A 19,592-nucleotide genomic window follows, 5' to 3' on the forward strand; every position below is an offset into this window, starting at 1 on the left:
GCCGGCGACCGGATTGGTGCGCACGACGCACCCTACGGCTTGAATGCGCTCGGGCATCAGTGCAAACCCTCGAACAGTCGATCCAGGGCGTCCAGCAGGCTGTCGGCCGGACGGGCGAAATACACCCCGGCCTGTGGCATGCCGCGCAGGAACAGGTAGTAGGCGCCGCCCAGCTGGCTGTCGTCGAAGTCGGCCAGGCGCTGGCGCAGGAAGCGCCGCAGCGCCACCAGGTAGATTAGGTACTGCAGGTAGTAATGCTCGCCAGCCAGGGCCTGCACCAGCCGCTCACCCTGGTAGTAGCCGGCATCCGGGCCGAGCCAGTTGGACTTGTAGTCGGCGATGTACCAACGTCCGTCATGCTCGAAGGTCAGGTCGATAAAGCCCTTGAGGAAGCCCTTGAGGTCGTCGAACTCCAGGCGCGCGGCGGCCTCGCGCATCGCCGTCGGCAGGCCGTGATCCGGGTCGGCGAGTATCGCCCGCAGGCGCTGCACCGCCAGATTCGCCACCGGGAAGGTGAAGCCCAGCTCGGGCAGGCGCCGCGTCGGCTGCAGGGCGGAAAGGCGCAGGCCGTTGCCGTCCAGGTCGGCGTCGAGCACCGCCTGCAACTGCGCGCTGGCCACCGCGCACCAGTCGCTGCTGATGCCGTGTCCGCTCAGCGCCGGCTCGACCAGCTCGCTCAGCGCGCCCTTGCCCCGCGCCCAGTCCTCGAGGATGGCGTGCAGGCAGGTGCCGGCGCGGGCGCCGCGGGGAAAGGCGAAGAAGCCGCTGCCCGGCTCGCCGGCATCCGGCAAGACCAGGCCGTCGCGATCCGGCGCCTCCAGGTGCAGGCCGGCGGCCAGGCCGGAGAAACTACCGATGCGCCAGGCGCTGTGCAGGCTGCGCTGCAGGCTGGCCAGGCCCTGCGGGGCCGGCGCGCGGCGCTCGCCGGCGGCGCTGGCCTCCTGTTCGAGCAAGGGCTGCAGGGCCATCTTGCCGGCGCTGGCGGCGACCAGCGCCTCGAGCTCGCCGCGCAACGCCGCAGGGCCCAGCTGTTGCAGGTGCGCCGCCAGTTCGCCCAGGGCATCCTCGCCCGGCAGCTGGCGACCGTGCAGCAGCCAGGCCAGGGCGCTGCTGTGCAGGCCCTCCTCGCCGAGGCTGCCGTCCTTCTTCGCCTTGCAGTCCACCGGCCCCCAGTGCAGCCACAGGCGATCGCGGGCCCGGGTCAGGGCCACGTAGGTCAGGCGCAGGCGTTCGGCGAAGCGCTCCTGGCGGGCGCGCTGGCGATGCTCGTCGAGCCGTTCGCCGCCGAGGTCGAGCAGCGGCGTGCCGTCGTCGGCGTGGCAGCTGATGTCCTCCTGCTTGCGCAGCAGGGCGCCGTCCCACAGGAAGGGGCAGAACACCAACGGGTACTCCAGGCCCTTGGAGGTGTGGATGGTGACGATCTGCACCCGCTCGGCATCGCTTTCCAGGCGCAGCAGGGCGTCCTCGCCATGGGCCTCGGCGCGGCGCTGGTCGTCGAACCAGGCGAGCAGCTGCTCCAGGCCGGGGCGCTGCAGGCTCTCGCTCTGCAGCAGCTCGGCCAGGTGCAGCAGGTTGGTCAGCCGCCGCTCGCCGTCGGCCAGGGCCAGCAGGCGCTCGGCCACCCGCTGCTCGTCCAGCCAGGCGCGGAAGGCGCGCATGAAGCCCTGCTGCTGCCACAGCTGGTGGTAGCGTTCGGCGGCCTCGCGCTCCTCGTCCCAGGCCCGCGCGTCGTCCTGGCAGGCGGCCAGGTCGCGAGCGCTGCGGCCCAGCAGGCGAGTGGCCAGGGCGTAGCGCAGGGCGCCCTCGCGTCCCGGTTCGGCATAGGCGGCGAGCACCGCGGCCAGGGCCTCGGCCTCCTCGCTGTGCCAGACGTTTTCCTTGCCGCGGCGCACGCTGGGCACGCCGCGTGCGGCCAGCTCGGCGGCCACCTCGGCGGCCTGGCGATGGCTGGCGACCAGCACGGCGATATCGCCGCCGGCCAGCGGAGTCCGCTTAAAGCTGCTGCGCCCCGCGATAGCGGCGTCAGGTTCTCGCGCCAAGCTCGCCGTATCTTCAGTACTGTCTCGCTCGTCGCTGCGATCCTTCCTTGCTTTCACGGTGCTCGCGACGCTTTGCACGGATGCCGAAGGGTTCTCTTCTTCGAAATAGGCCTCGCCGCGACCGCTGGCCGCCAACACCGCGGCGATCCGCCGCGCCGTGTCGCGGGCCGCCAGGGCGCCGGCCTGGCCCTTGGTCAGGTGTTCGTCGTCCAGCCAGACCAGCGCCAGCGGCGCCGCCTGGTCCTCGTCCGGCAGCACCAGGCGCGGGCGCGGCCGCTGGCTGGCGCCGACCGGCGGATACTCCAGGCCCGGCTCGGCGAAGGGCATGGGCCGGTCGAACAGCTGGTTGAGCGCGGCGATCAGCTCGGGGGTGGAGCGGTGGTTGGTGGCCAGGCTGTACTGGCGCGCCGCCTCGCGCCGCGCCTGCAGGTAGGTGGCCAGGTCGGCGCCGCGGAAGGCGTAGATGGCCTGCTTGGGGTCGCCGACGAAGCACAGGTCGCCGCCCTGGCTGCTGCCCGCGTCGCCGGCCGCGTCGGGGCTCGAATAGATGCGCCGGAAGATCTGGTACTGGATCGGGTCGGTGTCCTGGAACTCGTCGATCAGCGCCACCGGATACTGCGCGCGCAGGGTGCCGGCCAGGTGTTCGCCGCCCTCGCCATAGAGCGCCTGCTGCAGCTTGTTGAGCAGGTCGTCGAAGGCCAGCAGGCGCTGCGCCGCCTTGCGCTGCGGCAGCTGCTGGTTGAGCTGGCCGATCAGCCGCACCTGCAGGTCGATCAGCCGCTGCTCGGCCTGCGGGCGCGCCGCCTCCAGCGCCTCGCAGAGCCCTTGCAAGGCGTCGGCCAGGGGGCTCGGCGGCAACACCGCGCCCTTCTTGCAGGCCTTGAACAAGCCCTCGCGGGACAGCCGCGGCAGCGCGTCGAGGCCGGCGAACAGCGCGGCGGCGTCGCTGAAATAGCCGTCCAGCGCCTGCTGCCAGGCGCCCAGCTTGGTCGCGTCGACCATGTTGCCCTTGAAGCCGTCGAAGGCCTTGAGCCGCTCCAGACACTCGCCGCTGTCACGCTGCCAGGCGGCGCGCGCCTGCTGCCAGGCGGCGCGCAGGGCACCGAGGTCGCTGGACGCACCCGGCGCAGGCTCAATGCGCAGGTAGGGCTTGCCCAGGTGGCTGCGCAGGCGCTGGCGCAGGCGCTGCGGGGTGAGCTTGTGCTGCACCAGGAAGGCCGCCCACTCCGGTTCGGCCAGCGCCAGCTCATGGCGCCAGAGGTCGGCGAGCAGGGCGTCGAGCACCTCGCGGTCGTCCTGGGTCAGCTCGTTGTCGAAATCGCCGCCGGCCTCGAAGGCGGCATCCTGCAGGGCGCGCTGGCAGAAGCCGTGGATGGTGAAGATCGCCGCCTCGTCGAAACCGTGCACCGCCAGGAGCAGGCGGCGGTGGCTGGCGTCATCCGGGTACCGGGCGTGCAGGCGGTTGAGCAGCTCGTCCGGGCCGGGCCCCTGCTCGTAGACCGCCAGCAGTTCGGCCAGGCGCCGGCGGATGCGCTCGCGCAGCTCGGCGGTGGCCGCGGTGGTGTAGGTGACCACCAGGATCTGCGCCACCGACAGCCGCTTTTCCAGCAGCAGGCGGGCGTAGAGCGCGGTGAGGGTCCAGGTCTTGCCGGTGCCGGCGCTGGCCTCGATCAGCGAGCGGCCGGCGAAGCTGTCCTGCAGCAGGTCCAGGGTGGCGCTGCTCATGCGTCGTCCTCCTCGCCCTGCAGGGCATCCAGGGCCGGGCCGTAGAGTTGCTCGGCCAGGGCCTCGAAACGTTCGTCGAGCGGCTCGCGGTCGCGGAAGGCCAGGGCGTTCCAGGGGTCCTGGCTCTCGCCGGTCATGAAGTCGTTGCCCTGCCACATGAGCCGCGCCTCGCTGCGCGCCGCGTCGATCGGCTCCTTGCGCCCGGGCTTGCGCCATTTCCTGGCGAAGCCGTAGCTGCACTTGGCCAGCACCGGCAGCGGCTCGCACAGCGCCGACTTGTAGGCCTCCAGCCAGGGTTCGAGCAGCTGCCGGGCATCGGCCAGCGGCCCCAGGCGCCATTCGCTCTTGGGCGACAACAGGCGGCTGTCACGGGCGATGCCCGGGGTGGCGGCGCAGTTGAGCAGCAGGTGGCGCAGCCAGAACGGCGCCAGCTCCCAGGCGCCGAGATCGCGCAGGCGGTAGTCGAACAGGCCGTCGGGCGTGACCCCGTCGAGCCAGCCGTGGATGCGCACGCCCGCCAGTTCGAGGTCGACCAGCAGCGGTTGCGCCACGTCGGCGGGGCGCTCGTCGAACAGGGTCGGGGCGAAGGCGCGGATCGGCCCGCGGATCTGCCCCCAATGGGCCTGGCCCAGCTCGCCCACCGGCAGCCAGCCGGAGGCGGCCGCCACCGCGCGTTCCTCGGCCTCGCTCCAGCCCCGTTCGATGGCCTGCAGCGCCAGCTGGCGCAGGCCGTGGGTGCTGGTCCACTCGACGCTGAACGGCTCGTCGCCGGCCAGGGCTTCCTCGCTCTGCGCCAGGCGCAGGCCGAGACGCTGCTCCAGCAGGTAGCGCGCCGGGTGCTTGAAGCAGTGGATCAGCTGGCTGGGCTCCAGGGTCAGCAGATCGCCGCCCGGCCCGTCCGGACCGGGCGCGGGCAGGGCGCTGGCGAAGGGCTCGGGCTGCGCCTGCACCGGCTCGCTGAGGCGCTGGGCGGCGCGGAACCAGGACGCGGCGAAGCCGGCCCGGCGCCCGGCGGCGAAGTTGTCCGGGGCGAAGGGCTGCAGCGGGTGTTCAAGGGTGATGTGGGCACTGGCGGCGCCGCCGTCGGCGCACGCGGCGGTGAGGTCGACCACCTCCAGCAGCTCGCTGACCAGCACCGAGGGCGGCAGTTCGGCGTTGCTGCGCGGGTCGCGGCCGACGTAGCTCAGGTACAGGCCGCCGCGCGCCGAGAGCAGGGTCTCGAGCAGCAGGTAGCGGTCGTCCAGGCGCCGCGCGCGATCGCCGCGCCGCGGCTTCTGGGCGATCAGGTCGAAGCCGGCGGCCGGGGTACGCCGCGGCAGGGCGCCGTCGTCCAGGCCGAGCAGGCAGACCTGGCGGAACGGCAGGCTGCGCATCGGCACCATGGTGCAGAAGGTCACCGCGCCGGAGAGAAAGCCCGAGGCGCCGCTGCCCTGCTCCAGTGCGGCGGTCAGCTGCTGGCGCACCAGGGCCAGCTCCAGCGGCCGCTCGATGCCGGCCGCCTCGGCCTGCTCGGCCAGCGCGGCGCAGGCCTTGGACAGCAGCAGCAGGGTATCGCCGGCCTCGCGTTCGTCGAACAGCGCGTCGACCAGCGCCACCAGGGTCTGCGCCCACTCGGCCAGCGGCCGCGGCCGCTGCAGGTCCCGGGCCAGGGCGGCGAGGCGCTCGACGAAGGCGGCCAGGCGCCCGAGCAGCTGGGCGCGGCCGCCTTCCAGGGCATCCAGCGGCCAGCTGTCGCCGAGCAGCGGCGCGCCCTCACCGGCCAGCTGCGGCGGGGCGGCGAAGCCCAGCAGCAGGCGGTCCAGACCCTGGCGCCAGGTGAAGGCGGCATCGGCCGGCAGGCCGAGCTGGGCGCGGTGGCCGGCGTCGCGGCCCCAGCGCACGCCGGCCTCGCGCAGCCAGTCGCGCAGCAGGCTCAGGTCCTCGGCCTCGATGCCGGCGCGGCGGGCGAGGGCCGGCTGCTCCAGCCAGCCCAGCACTTCCTCGGCGGTGAAACGGCTGTCGGGCAGGGCGAGCAGGCCGAGGAAGGCCTCGATCAGCGGGGTTTCCGCGCGCAGGCTGCGATCGGCCAGGGTGAAGGGGATATACGCCGCGCCACTGCGTCCCACGGCATCACGGGGGGCGCCGCCTCTGGCGGAGAAGACCGCCTCGATATAGGGGGCGTAGCGCTCGATGTCGGGGGTCAGCACCACCACCTGATCCGGGGTCAGGGCCGGATCGGCGGCGAAGCGGGCCAGCAGCTGGTCGTGGAGGATTTCCACCTCGCGCAGCGGCGAGTGGGCGATGTGCACCTCCAGCGAGCGGTCGTCCTCGCGCAGCAGCAGGCGTTCCTCGGGTGCGCGGGTGCGCAGGCGCAGGATGTCGTTCTGCAGGGCCTGCAACAGGCTGCCGTCGTGCAGGTCGGCATCCTCCGAATAGATGCCGGTTTCCTCCGCGCCCTCGCTGGAGGCCAGGGCGAACAGCGAATCGAAGAAGTCCCGGCCCTGCTTGCCCAGGCTGGCCAGCAACGGGTGGCCGACGTCCAGGTACCAGTCGTCCGGGCTGGCCTCCGGCTGTCTCGCCAGCTCGCGGATGTCGCGGATTTCGCCCCAGGCCTCGCGGCAGGGGTTGAGGGCGAACACCACCACTTGCGTGTGCCGCGCCAGGCCGTCGAGCACGCGCAGGTGGTGCGGCGCCAGGGCGCTGATACCGAACAGCAGCAGGCGCTCGGGCAGGCCGGCGATGGGCTCATCGGCGTACAGGCGGCGCAGCAGCTCCTCGAGCAGGCGAGCGCGGTGCGGGTGGCCGTCGCGGGTCATCTCGCGCCACAGCAGGGCCTGCCAGGCTTCGTCCGGGCCGAGGCCGAGCAACTCGTTGCGCTCCCAGGCGGCCAGCCAGTCGTCGCGGTACAGCAGGTACTGGTCGAACACGTCGGCGATCTTGCCGGCCAGCGACAGCCGCCGGCGCTCGTCGCCGCCCTCCAGGTAGTGCGCCAGGCGCGGCGCCTCGGCCAGCCGGGCCGGCTCGCACAGCCAGTCGTAGAGCCGCCAGGTCAAGGTGGCGGGGGAGAATGCCGACTGCTCCGGCAACTGGCCGAGCACCTGGCGCGACAGCTCCCAGACGAACTTGGCCGGCAGCTGCACGTCCAACTGCATGGCGATACCCTGCTTGCGCGCCAGTTCCAGGGTCAGCCAGCGGCCGATGCCCTGGCTCGGCACCACCACCTGGGCGGCGGCGAACGGCTCGCGCAACGGTTGCGCCAGCAGGGTGGTCGCCAGTTCGCCGAGGGTTTCCAGGTCGGGGGCATGGTAGAGGTTGAGCATCGGGCAGGGTCGCTTCCGTTCAATCGGGCTAGGTTACCAGTTCGCCCAGCTTGCCGGGGTCGGCCGACAGCTTGTGTCGCCGACCGCCCAGCCGCGATCTGCGACCAATGGCCAAGTGTCGCCTGCGCCTGACTCTGCAACCCTGAAGCCGGATTCACAACCGAGGTATTGCCCATGACTCCCTGCCTGGCCTTCGATGTCTACGGCACCCTGATCGACCCCAGCGACGTCACCCGCCAGTTGCGCACATGGCTCGGCGAGCAGGCCGAGGACTTCTACCAGCGCTGGCGCGACAAGCAGCTGGAATACAGCTTTCGCCGCGGCCTGATGGGCGCCTACGTGGACTTCTCCCAGTGCACCCGCGAGGCCCTGGCCTTCACCTGCGCCAGCAGCCAGGCGCCGCTCGACGCCCAGGCGCAACAGCAGCTGCTGGACGCCTGGTCGAGCCTGCCGGCCTTCGCCGACAGCGCTGCCGGCCTGCGGCAGCTGCAGCAGCAGGGCGCGCGCCTGTACGCCTTCTCCAACGGCAGCCACCAGGCGGTCAGCGCCCTGCTGCAGCAGGCCGGCCTGGCCGGGTATTTTCAGGATGTCGTCAGCGTCGAGGAGGTGCGCAGTTTCAAGCCGGACCCGGCGGTGTACCAGCACCTGCTGAGCCGCACCGGCAGCGCGGCCGAGGCCACCTGGCTGGTCTCCAGCAACCCCTTCGACGTGCTCGGCGCCGGCCATGCCGGGCTGCGCACGGCCTGGGTCCGGCGCAGCGCCAAGGCGCGGTTCGACCCCTGGGGCACAGAGCCCGATCTGCAGGTCGCCAGCCTGGAGGAATTGGCCGCGCGCCTGGCCGACTGAACATGCCGAACGGCGACCCGCGGCTGGCGCCGCGGCCATTCGCCGTCTACAGCTTAAGAAGGGGCCGGTAGAAAACCATCAAGGCCATATCAATCACCTGCCCGGCGTGTCCGCCACCGGTTCGAGGCCTTTGCCCAGGTGCGCCACATCCGGTTGTTGCCCGTATTTGGGCGACCCAAGACAGGGAGATGCACGATGCTGACCCTGCTCAATCTGTTATCGGCCGTCGCCCTGCTGATCTGGGGCACCCATATCGTCCGCACCGGCATCCTGCGGGTGTACGGCTCGAACCTGCGCAAGGTACTCAGCCACAACGTCAGCCGGCTGCCGATGGCCTTCGCCGCCGGGATCGGCGTGACCGCCCTGGTGCAGAGCAGCAATGCCACGGCCCTGCTGGTCACCTCCTTCGTCGGCCAGGGCCTGATGGCGCTGCCGCCGGCCCTGGGCATCATGCTCGGCGCCGACGTCGGCACGGCGCTGATGGCGCGGGTGCTGACCCTCGACCTAGGCTGGCTGTCGCCGCTGCTGATCACCCTCGGGGTGATCTTCTTCCTCTCGCGCCGGCAGACCCGCGCCGGCCAGCTCGGCCGTGTGAGCATCGGTCTGGGCCTGATCCTGCTGGCCCTGGAGCTGATCGTCAGCGCCGCCACGCCGATCACCCAGGCCCAGGGCATCAAGGTGCTGTTCGCTTCGCTGACCGGCGACCTGCTGCTCGACGCCCTGGTCGGCGCGCTGTTCGCCCTGATCTCCTACTCCAGCCTGGCGGCCGTGCTGCTCACCGCGACCCTGGCCGGCGCGGGCCTGATCAGCCTGCCGGTGGCCATCGGCCTGGTGATCGGCGCCAACATCGGCAGCGGCCTGCTGGCCTTCCTCACCGCCAGCCTGCAGACCCCGGCCGGCCGGCGAGTGGCCCTGGGCAGCCTGCTGTACAAGCTGATCGGCCTGCTGCTGGTGATCCCCATCCTCGGCACCCTGGTCGACTGGCTGGACAGCCTGGAGTGGAGGCCGGCGGAGCTGGTGATCGGCTTCCACCTGTTCTACAACAGCCTGCGCTGCGTGCTGATGCTGCCCAGCGTCGGGCCCATGGCGCGCTTCTGCAACTGGCTGCTGCCGGACCGCCCCGAGGACTCCGGCGTGGCCAGCCCGCGCCACCTCGACCGCACCGCCCTGGCGACGCCGAGCCTGGCCCTGGCCAACGCGGTGCGCGAGACCCTGCGCATCGGCGACCTGATCGAGACCATGCTGCGCCATCTGCTGGAAGTGCTGCGCAGCAACCAGCCGGCCCTGAGCAAGGAGCTCAGACGCCTGGACGACGATGTCGACGCGCTGTACAGCGCGGTCAAGCTGTACTTGGCCCAGGTGTCCCGCGACGGACTCGGCGAGCGCGACAGCCGGCGCTGGGCGGAGATCATCGAACTGGCGGTGAACCTGGAGCAGGCCGGCGACATTATCGAGCGCATGCTCGGCAAGGTGCAGAACCAGAAGACCGCCCAGCGCCACTCGTTCTCCGAGAGTGGCCTGGAGGAGCTGGCGACTCTGCACGCGCAGCTGATGGCCAACCTGCGCCTGGGCCTGAGTGTGTTCCTTTCCGGCGATGCCGAAAGCGCTCGCCAGTTGCTGCGCGAGAAGCGCCGCTTCCGCGCCCAGGAGCGGCGCCTGGCCCACGCCCACGTCGGCCGCCTGCACCGCCAGGTGGTGCAGAGCATCGAGACCAGCGCCCTGCACCTGGAACTGATCGGCGACATGAAACGCCTCAATTCACTGTTCTGCAGCAGTGCCTACGTGGTGCTGGAGGCCGGCGAAACCGGCGCGCTGAAAGCCGAGGAGCCCGTCGGCGAATAGCCGGCGCGCGGACCGAAGGTGTAACAAGGGCCGCTGCGTGCCCTCGAATATCAGGACGGGTCGAGTCCAGCCGTACCGCCCGCCCTCTGCGGCAGTGTCCTGCCCAGGAGGACCCGATGGACAACGAGCAAGAGCTGATCCGCGGCATGCAACGGGGCGACCCGCAAGCCTTCGAGGCCGCCATCCAGGCCCATCACCATTTTCTCGTGCTGATGGCCACGCCGCTGGCGGGTCCCGAGCTGGCCAAGGATGTGGCGCAGGAGACCTGGATCAAGGCCTTCGCCGCCATCGAACAATTCCAGGGCCGCTCCAAGCTGCGCACCTGGCTGGCGCGCATCGCCCTCAACGAGGCCCGGGCGATGCTGCGCAAATACAAGCGCGAGGTGACCTGGGACGCCTGGGGTGCCGACGGCGGCTCACCCATCGAGGGCCGCTTCAACCGCGATGGCAGCTGGACCCGGCCGCCGATCCGCTGGCACCACGACTCGCCGGAGGCCCTGCTGACCGAGGAAGAACTCTACCAGTGCATCCGCGAGCACCTGCACAAGCTGCCCCACGACCAACAATCGGTGGTGCTGCTGCGTGAGGTCGCCGGCCTGGACTTCAGCGAAATCGCCCAGTCGCTGAAGCTGGCCGAAGGCAACGTGCGCGTGCTGCTGCACCGCGGACGCCAGCGCCTGCACGCCATGCTGGAGCACTTCGAGGAGGTAGGCACATGCTGAGCTGCCAGGAAATGTCGGAACTGGGGTCGGACATCATCGACCGCCGCCTGGGCTGGCGAACGCGCCTGGCGGTGCTGATGCACACGCGCAAGTGCGATCGATGCCAGCTGTATCTCGATCAGCTGCGGCTGACCTCGGAAACCTTGCGCCGACTGCCGCTGGACGACGAACGGGTGGACAGCGCGGCGATACTCGCCGCCAGCCGCAAGAACGCCGAGCCGGGCGCCTGAACCGGCGCCCCCTTGCGGGGCGCCGGGTTGGCACTCAGACGCCGCCGGCGCCAGGCGCAGAAGGCTGCCGCCGCCGGCGTTGCAGCCAGATCACCAGGCCGAACAGGGCGAAGCCCGGCAGCCACATCAGCTCCTTGGCCCAGCGCTCGGTCGGCGCCCGCACCACCAGGATCTGCTGGTCGAACTCCAGCCCCGCCTCGGCCGCCGGGCTGCCGAAGGCGACGCTGTCGATCAGCACCTTGTCGCCGTCCTCGTAGGTCAGCAGGCCCAATGCCTGCAGGCGCTCGGCGCCGCTGGCGCCGTCCGGCACCGGCAGCAGCAGGGCGAACTCGCGCGCATCGCCGACCGCATCCTCACCGCGAATGCGCAGGCGCAGCTGGCTGCCGGCCTCGACATCGCCCAGCGCCTGCTCCAGCTGCGCCGGCGGAATGTCGCGGTAGGGGTCGTGCAGCAGGTCCATCCAGAAACCCGGGCGGAACAGGGTGAAGGCCACCAGGAGGAGCAGCAGGCCCTCGTACCAGCGGCTGCGCACCAGGAAGAAGCCCTGGGTACCGGCGGCGAAGATCAGCATGGCGCAGGTGGCAACCAGGAAGATCAACAGGCCGTGCCAGAAGTCCACGTCGATCAGCAGCAGGTCGGTGTTGAAGATGAACAGGAACGGCAGCGCCGCGGTGCGCAGGCTGTAGTAGAAGGCGGTGATGCCGGTCTTGATCGGATCGCCCTTGGACACCGCGGCGGCGGCGAACGAGGCCAGGCCCACCGGCGGGGTGACGTCGGCCATGATGCCGAAGTAGAAGACGAACAGGTGCACCGCGATCAGCGGCACGATCAGGCCGTTCTGCTGGCCCAGGGTGACCACCACCGGCGCCAACAGGCTGGACACCACGATGTAGTTGGCGGTGGTCGGCAGGCCCATGCCCAGCACCAGGCTGAACACCGCGGTGAGCATCAGCATCAGCAGCAGGTTGCCCATAGACAGCAGCTCGACCAGGTCGGCCAGCACCAGGCCGACCCCGGTCTGCGACACCGCGCCGACGATAATCCCCGCCGCCGCGGTGGCGATGCCGATGCCGATCATGTTGCGTGCGCCGGCCAGCAGCCCTTCGCGCAGGTCGACCAGACCATCGATGAAGGTGCCGTGCTCGTGCAGGCCATCGGTGCGCATCCAGCTCAGCAGCGGGCGCTGGGTCAGCAGGATGATCACCAGCATGACGCTGCCCCAGAAGGCCGACAGGCCGGGCGACAGGCGCTCGATCATCAGGCACCAGACCAGCACCACCACCGGCAGCACGAAATGCAGGCCGGAAAGCAGCACCGCGCGGGTCTGCGGCAGGGCGTCGAGGGGCGCGTCCGGGTCTTCCGGCTCCAGCGGGGCGACGCTGGCGGCGACCTTCAGCAGGCCCAGGTAGACCAGCGCCAGCAGCGCGCCGATGCCCTCCAGGGCGTAGTCGCCGAGCGCCGGCTTGAGCCAGCCGAGGCCGTAGTACACCGCCAGGGACAGGCCGCTGATCAGCGCCGCGCCGAAGGCGAAGCCGGTCAGGCGACGCAGCCAGGGCTTGGGCTGGTGGCCGCCGATCGGCTGCAGGCCGAGCTTGAGCGACTCCAGGTGGACGATGTAGAGCAGGGCGATATAAGAGATCGCCGCCGGCAGGAAGGCGTGCTTGATGATGTCGACATAGGGCATGCCGATGTACTCGACCATCAGGAAGGCCGCGGCGCCCATCACCGGCGGCATGATCTGGCCGTTGACCGAGGACGCCACCTCGACCGCGCCGGCCTTCTCGGCGGAGAAGCCGGTGCGCTTCATCATCGGGATGGTGAAGGTGCCGGTGGTGACCACGTTGGCGATCGACGAGCCGGAGATCATCCCGGTCAGCCCGGAGGCGACCACCGCCGCCTTGGCCGGGCCGCCGCGCAGGTGGCCGAGCAGGCTGAAGGCCAGCTGGATGAAGTAGTGGCCGGCGCCGGCCCGCTCGAGCAGGGCACCGAACAGCACGAAGAGGAAGACGAAGCTGGTGGACACGCCGAGGGCGATGCCGAACACCCCCTCGGTGGTGATCCACTGGTGGTTGGCCAGGGCGGTGAAGCTCACCCCGCGATGGGCCAGCAGGCCGGGCATATAGGGACCGGCCAGGCTGTAGATCAGGAAGATCAGGGCGATGATCGCCAGCGGCGGGCCGAGGGCACGGCGGGTCGCCTCGAGCAGCAGCGGAATGCCGATGCAGGCGGTGACCAGGTCGGCGGTGGTCAGGCTGCCAGGGCGCTGGGCCAGGTCCTGGTAGAAGATGAACAGGTAGGCGGCGCTGGCCGCGGCGACCAGGCCGAGGGCGATATCCACCAGCGGTACGCGCTCACGGGGCGAACGCTTGAACGCCGGGAAGGCGAGAAACGCCAGCAGCAGGGCGAAGGCCAGGTGAATGGCCCGGGTCTCGGTGTTGTTGAGCACGCCGAAGTTGAAGATGAACGGCAGCGGCGAAGCGATCCACAGCTGGAACAGCGACCAGAGCAGCGCCAGGCCGGCGATCACCCGGGCCATGGCGCCCTCTGGGGTGCGCGCACCGACGTCCTGGGCGATCAGTTCTTCGGTGGACAGTTGCTTGTCATGCATGGGTGCAACCTGCATTCGGGAGGTGAAAAGAACGGCAAAACCCGCGGCCTGGCGGCGCGCGGGCTTGGTTCAAGCTTAGTCAAGATTGCCGCCCGGACGCTGCCGGGCGCGAGCGGGCGAGCGCTGCCGTTACAGCCAGCCGCGTTCCTTGTAGTAGCGCACGGCGCCTTCGTGCAGCGGCGCGGTGAGGCCGACCGTGATCATGTCCTCGGCCTTGAGATCGGCGAAGGCAGGGTGCAGGCGCTTGAAGCGGTCGAGGTTGTCGAACACCGCCTTGACCAGCTGGTAGACCACTTCCGGGTCGGCCTTGGCGGTGGTCGAGAGGACCGCCTTGCCGCCGATCGACGGGGTCGCGGCGTCATTGCCCTTGTACAGCCCGCCGGGGATCTCGGCCTTGGTGTAGTAGCTCTTCTCGGCCAGCAGCTTGTCGATGTCCGCGCCGGTCACCGGTACCAGCACGGCATCGGTGGTGGTGGTGGCTTCCTGGATCGCGCCGTTGGGATGACCGACGAAGTAGGTCATGGCATCGATGTTGTTATCGCCCAGGGCGGAGGCCTGCTCGGCCGGCTTGAGCTCTGCGGACAGGGCGAATACCGACTTGTCCCAGCCCTTCACGCGCATGATCTCTTCCAGGGTGTCGCGCTGCCCGGAGCCCGGGTTGCCGACGTTGACGCGCTTGCCCTTGAGGTCGTCGAGGCCGGCGATGTTGGCGTCGCGGCGGGCGAGGATGGTGAACACCTCGCTCTGCAGGGAGAACAGCGCACGAATGTCGTCCATCGCGCCCTCGGCCTCGAACGGGGCCAGCCCCTTGAGCGCCTTGTACTGGTGGTCCGACTGCATGACCCCGAGATTGAATTCGCCGCTGCGCAGGCCATTGACGTTGGCCACGCCGCCGCCGCTGGCCGGCGCGTTGCACTTGATCCCGTGTTCAGTCGTACCGCGGTTGACGAAGCGGCAGATCGACTGGCCAGCCACGTAGTACACGCCGGTCTGACCGCCGGTGCCGATGGTGACGAACTTCTCCTCGGCCTGCGCCGCGCCGCCGAGGGTGATACCCGCAAGAGCAGCCGACAGGACCCATGCGAGGGATTTGCCTTTCATGGGAATTCTCCTTTTTCTTGATTTCTGGGCCGGACGCGCCTTCTGGGCGGCACCCGGAACCCAACAAGTCTAACCGCTCGGACAGAATTTGCACGGCCGCGGAGCGTCTAGCACGGCACCAGGCCATGCCCGGTAGTGCTCGCCGTCCGCCGCGAGGCGGGGCCGTCCCCCCGGACAATCAGCCCTGCGCCGCGATGCCCCGGGCCTGGAGAAACGCCACGAACGCCTGTCGACTGGTGTAACGCGGCGTATAGCCGAAGGCCTCCTTCAGTCGCCGATTGGCCAGCAGCGGTCGATAGCGCAGGAAATCCAGTTGCTCGACGCCATGGCGGCTCAGTCCCAGAGGCCTGGACAGGCGCCAGGCCATGCGCAACACCGCGGCCGGCAATGCCCGGCAGGGCTTGCCCAGCAGGGCGGCGATCTCGCGCAGCGACAGGGCGCCATCGCCGGCCAGGTTGTAGATGCCCTCGCACCCTTGCTCCAGGCCCTGGCGAATGACGTTCACCACATCCTGATCCCAGATGAAGCCGAATCGACTGTCGTGCCCCTTCACCCCCAGCACCGTGCGCGTGCTGATCAGCTCGCCGACCCGGCTGTCGATGCGTTTGCCGAGGATGCTGCTGGGACGCAGGACCAACTGCCTGAGGCGCGGATGACGCGCCCGGGCGGTGGCCAGCAACAGCTCGATTTCACGCTTGTGGCGGGCATGGGCGAACGCGCCATCGCCGCGCAGCGGCTGGTCCTCGTCGAGCCATTCGGCGCTCTGCGGACAGAAGCCATAGGCGGCACCGGAGCTGGTGACGGTCAGGTGCTCGACACCATAGGCCAGGGCCGCCTCCAGCAGCGCCTGGGTGCCGCCCACCTCGATGGCGTGCAGTTGCGCCTCGCTCATGGCCGCGGGTGGATTGACGACCGTGGCCAGGTGCAGGATGGCCTGCGGCCGGTAGTCGGCGACGCAGGCCCGCACCTGGGCGGGACGGCCGATATCCAGCCGCACCGGTTCGACATTGAGCTGCAGGCCCTGCAGGGTGACCGGGCGGATGTCGGCGGCGATCAGCATCCACTGCGGATGCTGGATGGCCAGATCGCTGAGCACCTGCTGGCCGATATAGCCCGCGGCGCCGGTGATCAGTACACGCATGCAACCTACCCTCGCCCGAAAATGATCTGCCGCACCCGCCGGATCGGCTCCGCGTGCTCACAGCATAGGTCAGGCCGTCGCGGCCCGGAGGCGGCGGATGCAGTATCCTTGGCCCGTCCGTCGCCCTTCTCCGTGAGCCTGCCCTTGCCACCGTCCATGCTCCACCGCGGCCTCGCCAAGCTGCCGCGACTCATCGCCCTGATCCAGCGCCACCCCTGGCTGGTGGCGATCTTCGGCTTCGCCTCCGGCCTGGCCAGCTTCCTGCTGGTCGAGCGCCAGGCGCAGCTGGCCAGCGTGCTGGCCCTGGTGATGCTGGTCAGCTGGTTGTGGCTGACCCTGGAGAACCTGCTGCGCGCGAGCATCGCCCGCTGGTTCGGCCTCGAGCTGCCGCCGCCGCTGCTGCGCTACGCGACCCAGCTGATCCACCAGGAAAGCCTGTTCTTCGTCCTGCCGTTCTTCTTCATCACCACCACCTGGAACAGTGGCCAGGCGCTGTTCAGCGGCCTGCTCGCCGGCGCCGCGCTGGTGTCGATCATCGATCCGCTGTACTACCGCTGGCTGGCGCCGCGGCGCTGGCTGTTCCTGGCGTTCCACACCCTGACGCTGTTCGTCGTGCTGCTCACCGCACTGCCGATCATCCTCAAGCTGACCACGGCGCAGAGCTACCAGCTGGCCCTGGCGGTGGCGGTGCTGCTGTCGTTCCCCAGCCTGTACGGCAGCATCAACGTGACCCGCTGGTGGCGCGGCCTGCTGCTGCTCGGCCTGACCCTGGCGCTCGGCGCCAGCGGCTGGCTGGCGCGCTTCTGGGTGCCGCCGGCGACCCTGTGGCTGACCGAGGTGGCGCTGTCCAGCGAGTTCGACGGCTACCGGCGCACGCCGGGCAAGCGGGTCAAGCAGCTCGACCTCGAGCAGCTGCGCCGCCAGGGCCTCTACGCCTACGCCGCGATCAGCGCGCCGCGCGGCCTGGACGAGCGCATCTACCATGTCTGGCTGCACGAGGGTAAGGAAATCGAGCGCATCGCCCTGACCATCCACGGCGGGCGCAAGCAGGGCTATCGCGCCTGGACCCGCAAGCAGAACTTCCCCGGCGACGCCCTCGGTCGCTGGCAGGTCCAGGTCGTCACCGAGGCCGGGCAGATGATCGGCGTGCTGCGCTTCCAGGTCCTGGCGCCAACGGCCGCGGCGCCGTCAGCCACGCCCGTCACGCCGACGGACGCGGCCCTGGAGGTCGATGAGCTGGCGCTGCCGGTTCAGCCGAAGAACCAGTAGCACACCGCGACGGCGGCGACGATGCCGCTGAGGTCGGCCAGCAGCGCGCAGCCCACGGCGTGACGCGCGCGCTGGATGCCCACCGCGCCGAAGTACACCGCCAGCACGTAGAAGGTGGTCTCGGTGCTGCCCTGCACCGTGGCGGCCACCAGGGCCGGGAAGCTGTCCACGCCGAAGTTCTGCATGGTCTCGATGAGCATGGCCCGCGCCCCGCTGCCCGAGAAGGGCTTCATCAGCGCGGTGGGCAGGGCGTCGATGAAGCGGGTGTCCCAGCCGAGCGCCTGGACCAGCGCGCGCACCCCGTCGAGGCCCATGTCCAGGGCGCCGGAGGCCCGCAGCACGCCGATCGCGCAGAGCATCGCCACCAGATAGGGCAGCAGGCTCTTGGCCACGTCGAAGCCTTCCTTGGCGCCCTCGATGAAGTTCTCGTACACCGGCACCCGGCGCAGCGCCCCCACCAGCAGGAACAGCAGGATCAGGCCGAACAGGGTCAGGTTGCCGAGCAGCGAGGACAGCGCCGCCAGCGCCGTGGCGCTCATCCCGCCGAGCAGGGCCATGAAGCCGCCGAGCAACAGCGCCCCGGGAACCAGGTAGGCCAGCACCACCGGGTCCCACAGGCGCAGGCGCTGCACCAGGGCCACGGCCAGCAAACCGGCCAGGGTCGAGGCGCTGGTGGCCAGGAGGATCGGCAGGAACACCAGGGTCGGGTCGTCGGCGCCCTGCTGCACCCGGTACATGAAGATGCTCACCGGCAGCAGGGTCAACGACGAGGTGTTGAGCACCAGGAAGAGAATCTGCGCATTGCTCGCCACGGTCTGGCTCGGATTCAGCTCCTGCAACGCGCGCATGGCCTTGAGGCCGATCGGCGTGGCGGCGTTGTCCAGGCCCAGGCCGTTGGCGGCGAAATTGAGGGTGATGAAGCCCAGCGCCGGATGGCCCCGCGGCACCTCGGGCATCAGCCGCGCGAACAGCGGGCCGAGGGCGCGCCCGAGCAGGTCGACCAGGCCGGCCTTCTCGGCGATGCGCAGGAAGCCGAGCCAGAGGGTCAGGGTGCCGAACAGCACCACCATCACCTCCACCGACAGCTTGGCCATGGCGAACAGGCTCTCGACCATGGCGGCGAACACCGCCGGGTCGTCACCGAACAGCCAACGCGACAGGCCGGCCACCGCCGCCACCAGGAAAAAACTCAGCCACAGGCCATTGAGCATGATTCATCCCCCCAAACGATGCGGCGGATGATAGCGCGCCTGGCGGCGGGAGGCGCCAGGGCTGCTTGAGAAAGGAACTGCCGCACCCAAATGGCAGGGCATCAAGGCGATCCGGCCGGAGCCGGACGCCACCCGGGCGCCACGGCTCAGGCCTGCTCGTTGAGCAGCAGCAGCAGGGCCGCCGTCTCGGCATCCGGCTCGCCGTCGTAGCGCTGCGGCCGGTATTTCATCTGGAAGGCCGCCAGCACGTTGCGGGTGGCCTTATCCAGCTCGCCGTGAGCGGGTACCTCGTAGCCCTGGCGCGCCAGCTGGGCCTGGAACCAGGCCACGCTCGGCAGGCTGTTGGCAAACAGCGCCTGCTGCCGCGCCAGCGCCTGGGCGTCCGGCCAGGGCAGCAGGCCGGCCTCGGCCAGGCGCTTCCACGGGAACAGCGGGCCCGGATCGACCTTGCGCTGCGGCGCCACGTCGCTGTGGCCGATGATGCTGCCAGGCGCCAGCTGGTGGCGCCGCACGATGTCCTCGAGCAGCACGATCAGCGCATCGATCTGCTCCGGCGGATAGGCCTGCCAGGTGCGCCCGTCGGGGCCCTCGCTATAGCCCTGGTTGACCAGCTCGATGCCGATCGAGGTGCCATTGAGCCAGGTCCGACCCTGCCATTGGCTCTGCCCGGCGTGCCAGGCGCGCCGGTCCTCGTCGACCAGCCGGTAGATGGTCGCCGGCCCATCGCCGATCAGGTAGTGGCTGCTCACCTCGCCCTCGGTCAGCAGGCGCAACGAGCGCGCCATGTCGGTGGAGGTGTAGTGCAGGATGACGTACTGCACCCGGCTGCTCTGCCCGACGGCGCTGTACTGAGTATCGATGCGCGGGCCGTGGACGCAGCCGCCGAGCAGGGCCAGACAGAATGCAAGACACAGCACTCTCATGGGCGGATGTGCAACACGCTTTGCAGGTTGTCCAGCAGCATGTCGACGCTGAGCATGATCAGCAGCATGCCCATCAGCCGTTCCACCGCGGTCAGCCCGCGGGCGCCGAGAAAACGCTGCAGGAACGAGGCCTGCAGGAGGATGAAGGCGGTGGCCGCCCACGCCAGGACGACCGCCAGGTACAGCTCCCACAGCGGCCCCTCGTGGGTGTTGCGCAGGGTCATCAGCACCGCCAGGGCCGAGGGCCCGGCCACCGCCGGCGTGGCCAGCGGTACCAGCATCGGCTCGCCGTCCGGCACGTCGCCGAGCAGGCCCTGGGGGCTGGGAAAGATCAGGCGCATGGCGATGACGAAGAGGATGATGCCGCCGGCGATCGCCGTCGCCTCGCGCGACAGGCCCAGGCCGCTGAGCACCTTGTCGCCGAAGGTGAGGAACAGCAGCAGCAGGGCCAGGGCGAACAGCAGCTCGCGGCCGGCCACCCACAGGCGGCGCTTGGGCGCGACGTTCTTCAGGGCGGCGATATAGATGGCGATATTGCCGAAGGGGTCGGTGACCAGAAAGATCAACGCGGCGATGCCGAAAATTTCCATGCTGCACTCCTTAACGCATCGACACAGTTTAGTGACAAGCGCGGCG

At 70.2% G+C, this 19,592-nt stretch carries 13 protein-coding genes; 5 read left to right on the forward strand and 8 right to left on the reverse strand.

Annotation, left to right across the window (positions count from 1 at the left end; all coding sequences use genetic code 11):
- Nucleotides 1-56 precede the first annotated feature (56 nt).
- Both ACSX1D_RS20730 and recC read right to left on the reverse strand, forming a co-directional pair.
- On the reverse strand, nucleotides 57-3,764 hold the full coding sequence (locus ACSX1D_RS20730) for a UvrD-helicase domain-containing protein (RefSeq protein WP_439860247.1): 3,708 nt from the start codon (nucleotides 3,762-3,764) through the stop codon (nucleotides 57-59).
- Entirely contained in the window at nucleotides 3,761-7,063 is a 3,303-nt protein-coding gene (gene recC / locus ACSX1D_RS20735; protein ID WP_439860248.1) for an exodeoxyribonuclease V subunit gamma, read from the reverse strand. The genes ACSX1D_RS20730 and recC overlap by 4 nt, the downstream gene beginning before the upstream one ends.
- Before the next feature lie 174 nt (nucleotides 7,064-7,237).
- Here recC and ACSX1D_RS20740 point away from each other — a divergent pair, with 174 nt between their 5' ends.
- The 4 genes from ACSX1D_RS20740 (at nucleotide 7,238) to ACSX1D_RS20755 (ending at nucleotide 10,703) form a co-directional block, all read left to right on the forward strand.
- Nucleotides 7,238-7,909, forward strand: a complete 672-nt coding sequence (locus ACSX1D_RS20740) for a haloacid dehalogenase type II (RefSeq protein ID WP_208707479.1) — start codon at nucleotides 7,238-7,240, stop codon at nucleotides 7,907-7,909.
- A 195-nt stretch (nucleotides 7,910-8,104) separates the two neighbouring features.
- Complete coding sequence (locus ACSX1D_RS20745) at nucleotides 8,105-9,751, forward strand: Na/Pi cotransporter family protein (protein ID WP_208707480.1); 1,647 nt, start codon at nucleotides 8,105-8,107, stop codon at nucleotides 9,749-9,751.
- A gap of 116 nt (nucleotides 9,752-9,867) precedes the next feature.
- Nucleotides 9,868-10,473, forward strand: coding sequence for an RNA polymerase sigma factor (locus tag ACSX1D_RS20750; RefSeq protein WP_208707482.1), 606 nt, complete (start codon nucleotides 9,868-9,870; stop codon nucleotides 10,471-10,473).
- On the forward strand, nucleotides 10,467-10,703 hold the full coding sequence (locus tag ACSX1D_RS20755) for a hypothetical protein (RefSeq protein ID WP_208707484.1): 237 nt from the start codon (nucleotides 10,467-10,469) through the stop codon (nucleotides 10,701-10,703). The genes ACSX1D_RS20750 and ACSX1D_RS20755 overlap by 7 nt, the downstream gene beginning before the upstream one ends.
- A gap of 34 nt (nucleotides 10,704-10,737) precedes the next feature.
- Here ACSX1D_RS20755 and ACSX1D_RS20760 read toward each other — a convergent pair whose 3' ends face one another.
- The 3 genes from ACSX1D_RS20760 to ACSX1D_RS20770 form a co-directional block, all read right to left on the reverse strand.
- Nucleotides 10,738-13,311: a TRAP transporter permease gene (locus tag ACSX1D_RS20760; protein ID WP_439860249.1), complete on the reverse strand. Its 2,574-nt coding sequence runs from the start codon at nucleotides 13,309-13,311 to the stop codon at nucleotides 10,738-10,740.
- Between the two features lie 129 nt (nucleotides 13,312-13,440).
- Nucleotides 13,441-14,412: a TAXI family TRAP transporter solute-binding subunit gene (locus ACSX1D_RS20765; RefSeq protein WP_439860250.1), complete on the reverse strand. Its 972-nt coding sequence runs from the start codon at nucleotides 14,410-14,412 to the stop codon at nucleotides 13,441-13,443.
- A 178-nt stretch (nucleotides 14,413-14,590) separates the two neighbouring features.
- Nucleotides 14,591-15,553: an NAD-dependent epimerase/dehydratase family protein gene (locus ACSX1D_RS20770; protein ID WP_439860251.1), complete on the reverse strand. Its 963-nt coding sequence runs from the start codon at nucleotides 15,551-15,553 to the stop codon at nucleotides 14,591-14,593.
- 156 nt (nucleotides 15,554-15,709) lie between these two features.
- Between ACSX1D_RS20770 and ACSX1D_RS20775 the strand changes: the two genes are divergently transcribed.
- On the forward strand, nucleotides 15,710-16,822 hold the full coding sequence (locus tag ACSX1D_RS20775) for a DUF5924 family protein (protein WP_439862377.1): 1,113 nt from the start codon (nucleotides 15,710-15,712) through the stop codon (nucleotides 16,820-16,822).
- On the opposite strand, the gene ACSX1D_RS20780 is transcribed toward ACSX1D_RS20775, so the two are convergent.
- The 3 genes from ACSX1D_RS20780 to ACSX1D_RS20790 all read right to left on the reverse strand — a co-directional run bounded on the left by ACSX1D_RS20780 (nucleotide 16,804) and on the right by ACSX1D_RS20790 (nucleotide 19,546).
- On the reverse strand, nucleotides 16,804-18,033 hold the full coding sequence (locus tag ACSX1D_RS20780; protein ID WP_439860252.1) for a nucleoside recognition domain-containing protein: 1,230 nt from the start codon (nucleotides 18,031-18,033) through the stop codon (nucleotides 16,804-16,806). The genes ACSX1D_RS20775 and ACSX1D_RS20780 overlap by 19 nt on opposite strands.
- Before the next feature lie 146 nt (nucleotides 18,034-18,179).
- Nucleotides 18,180-18,956 carry an N-acetylmuramoyl-L-alanine amidase gene (locus tag ACSX1D_RS20785; protein WP_439860253.1) on the reverse strand — a complete coding sequence of 259 codons (777 nt, stop codon included), beginning with the start codon at nucleotides 18,954-18,956 and terminating at the stop codon, nucleotides 18,180-18,182.
- Nucleotides 18,953-19,546: a MarC family protein gene (locus tag ACSX1D_RS20790; protein ID WP_208707507.1), complete on the reverse strand. Its 594-nt coding sequence runs from the start codon at nucleotides 19,544-19,546 to the stop codon at nucleotides 18,953-18,955. The genes ACSX1D_RS20785 and ACSX1D_RS20790 overlap by 4 nt, the downstream gene beginning before the upstream one ends.
- Nucleotides 19,547-19,592 lie beyond the last annotated feature (46 nt).

Source organism: Pseudomonas sp. MBLB4136 (assembly GCF_051904765.1).
Taxonomy (GTDB): Bacteria; Pseudomonadota; Gammaproteobacteria; order Pseudomonadales; family Pseudomonadaceae; genus Aquipseudomonas.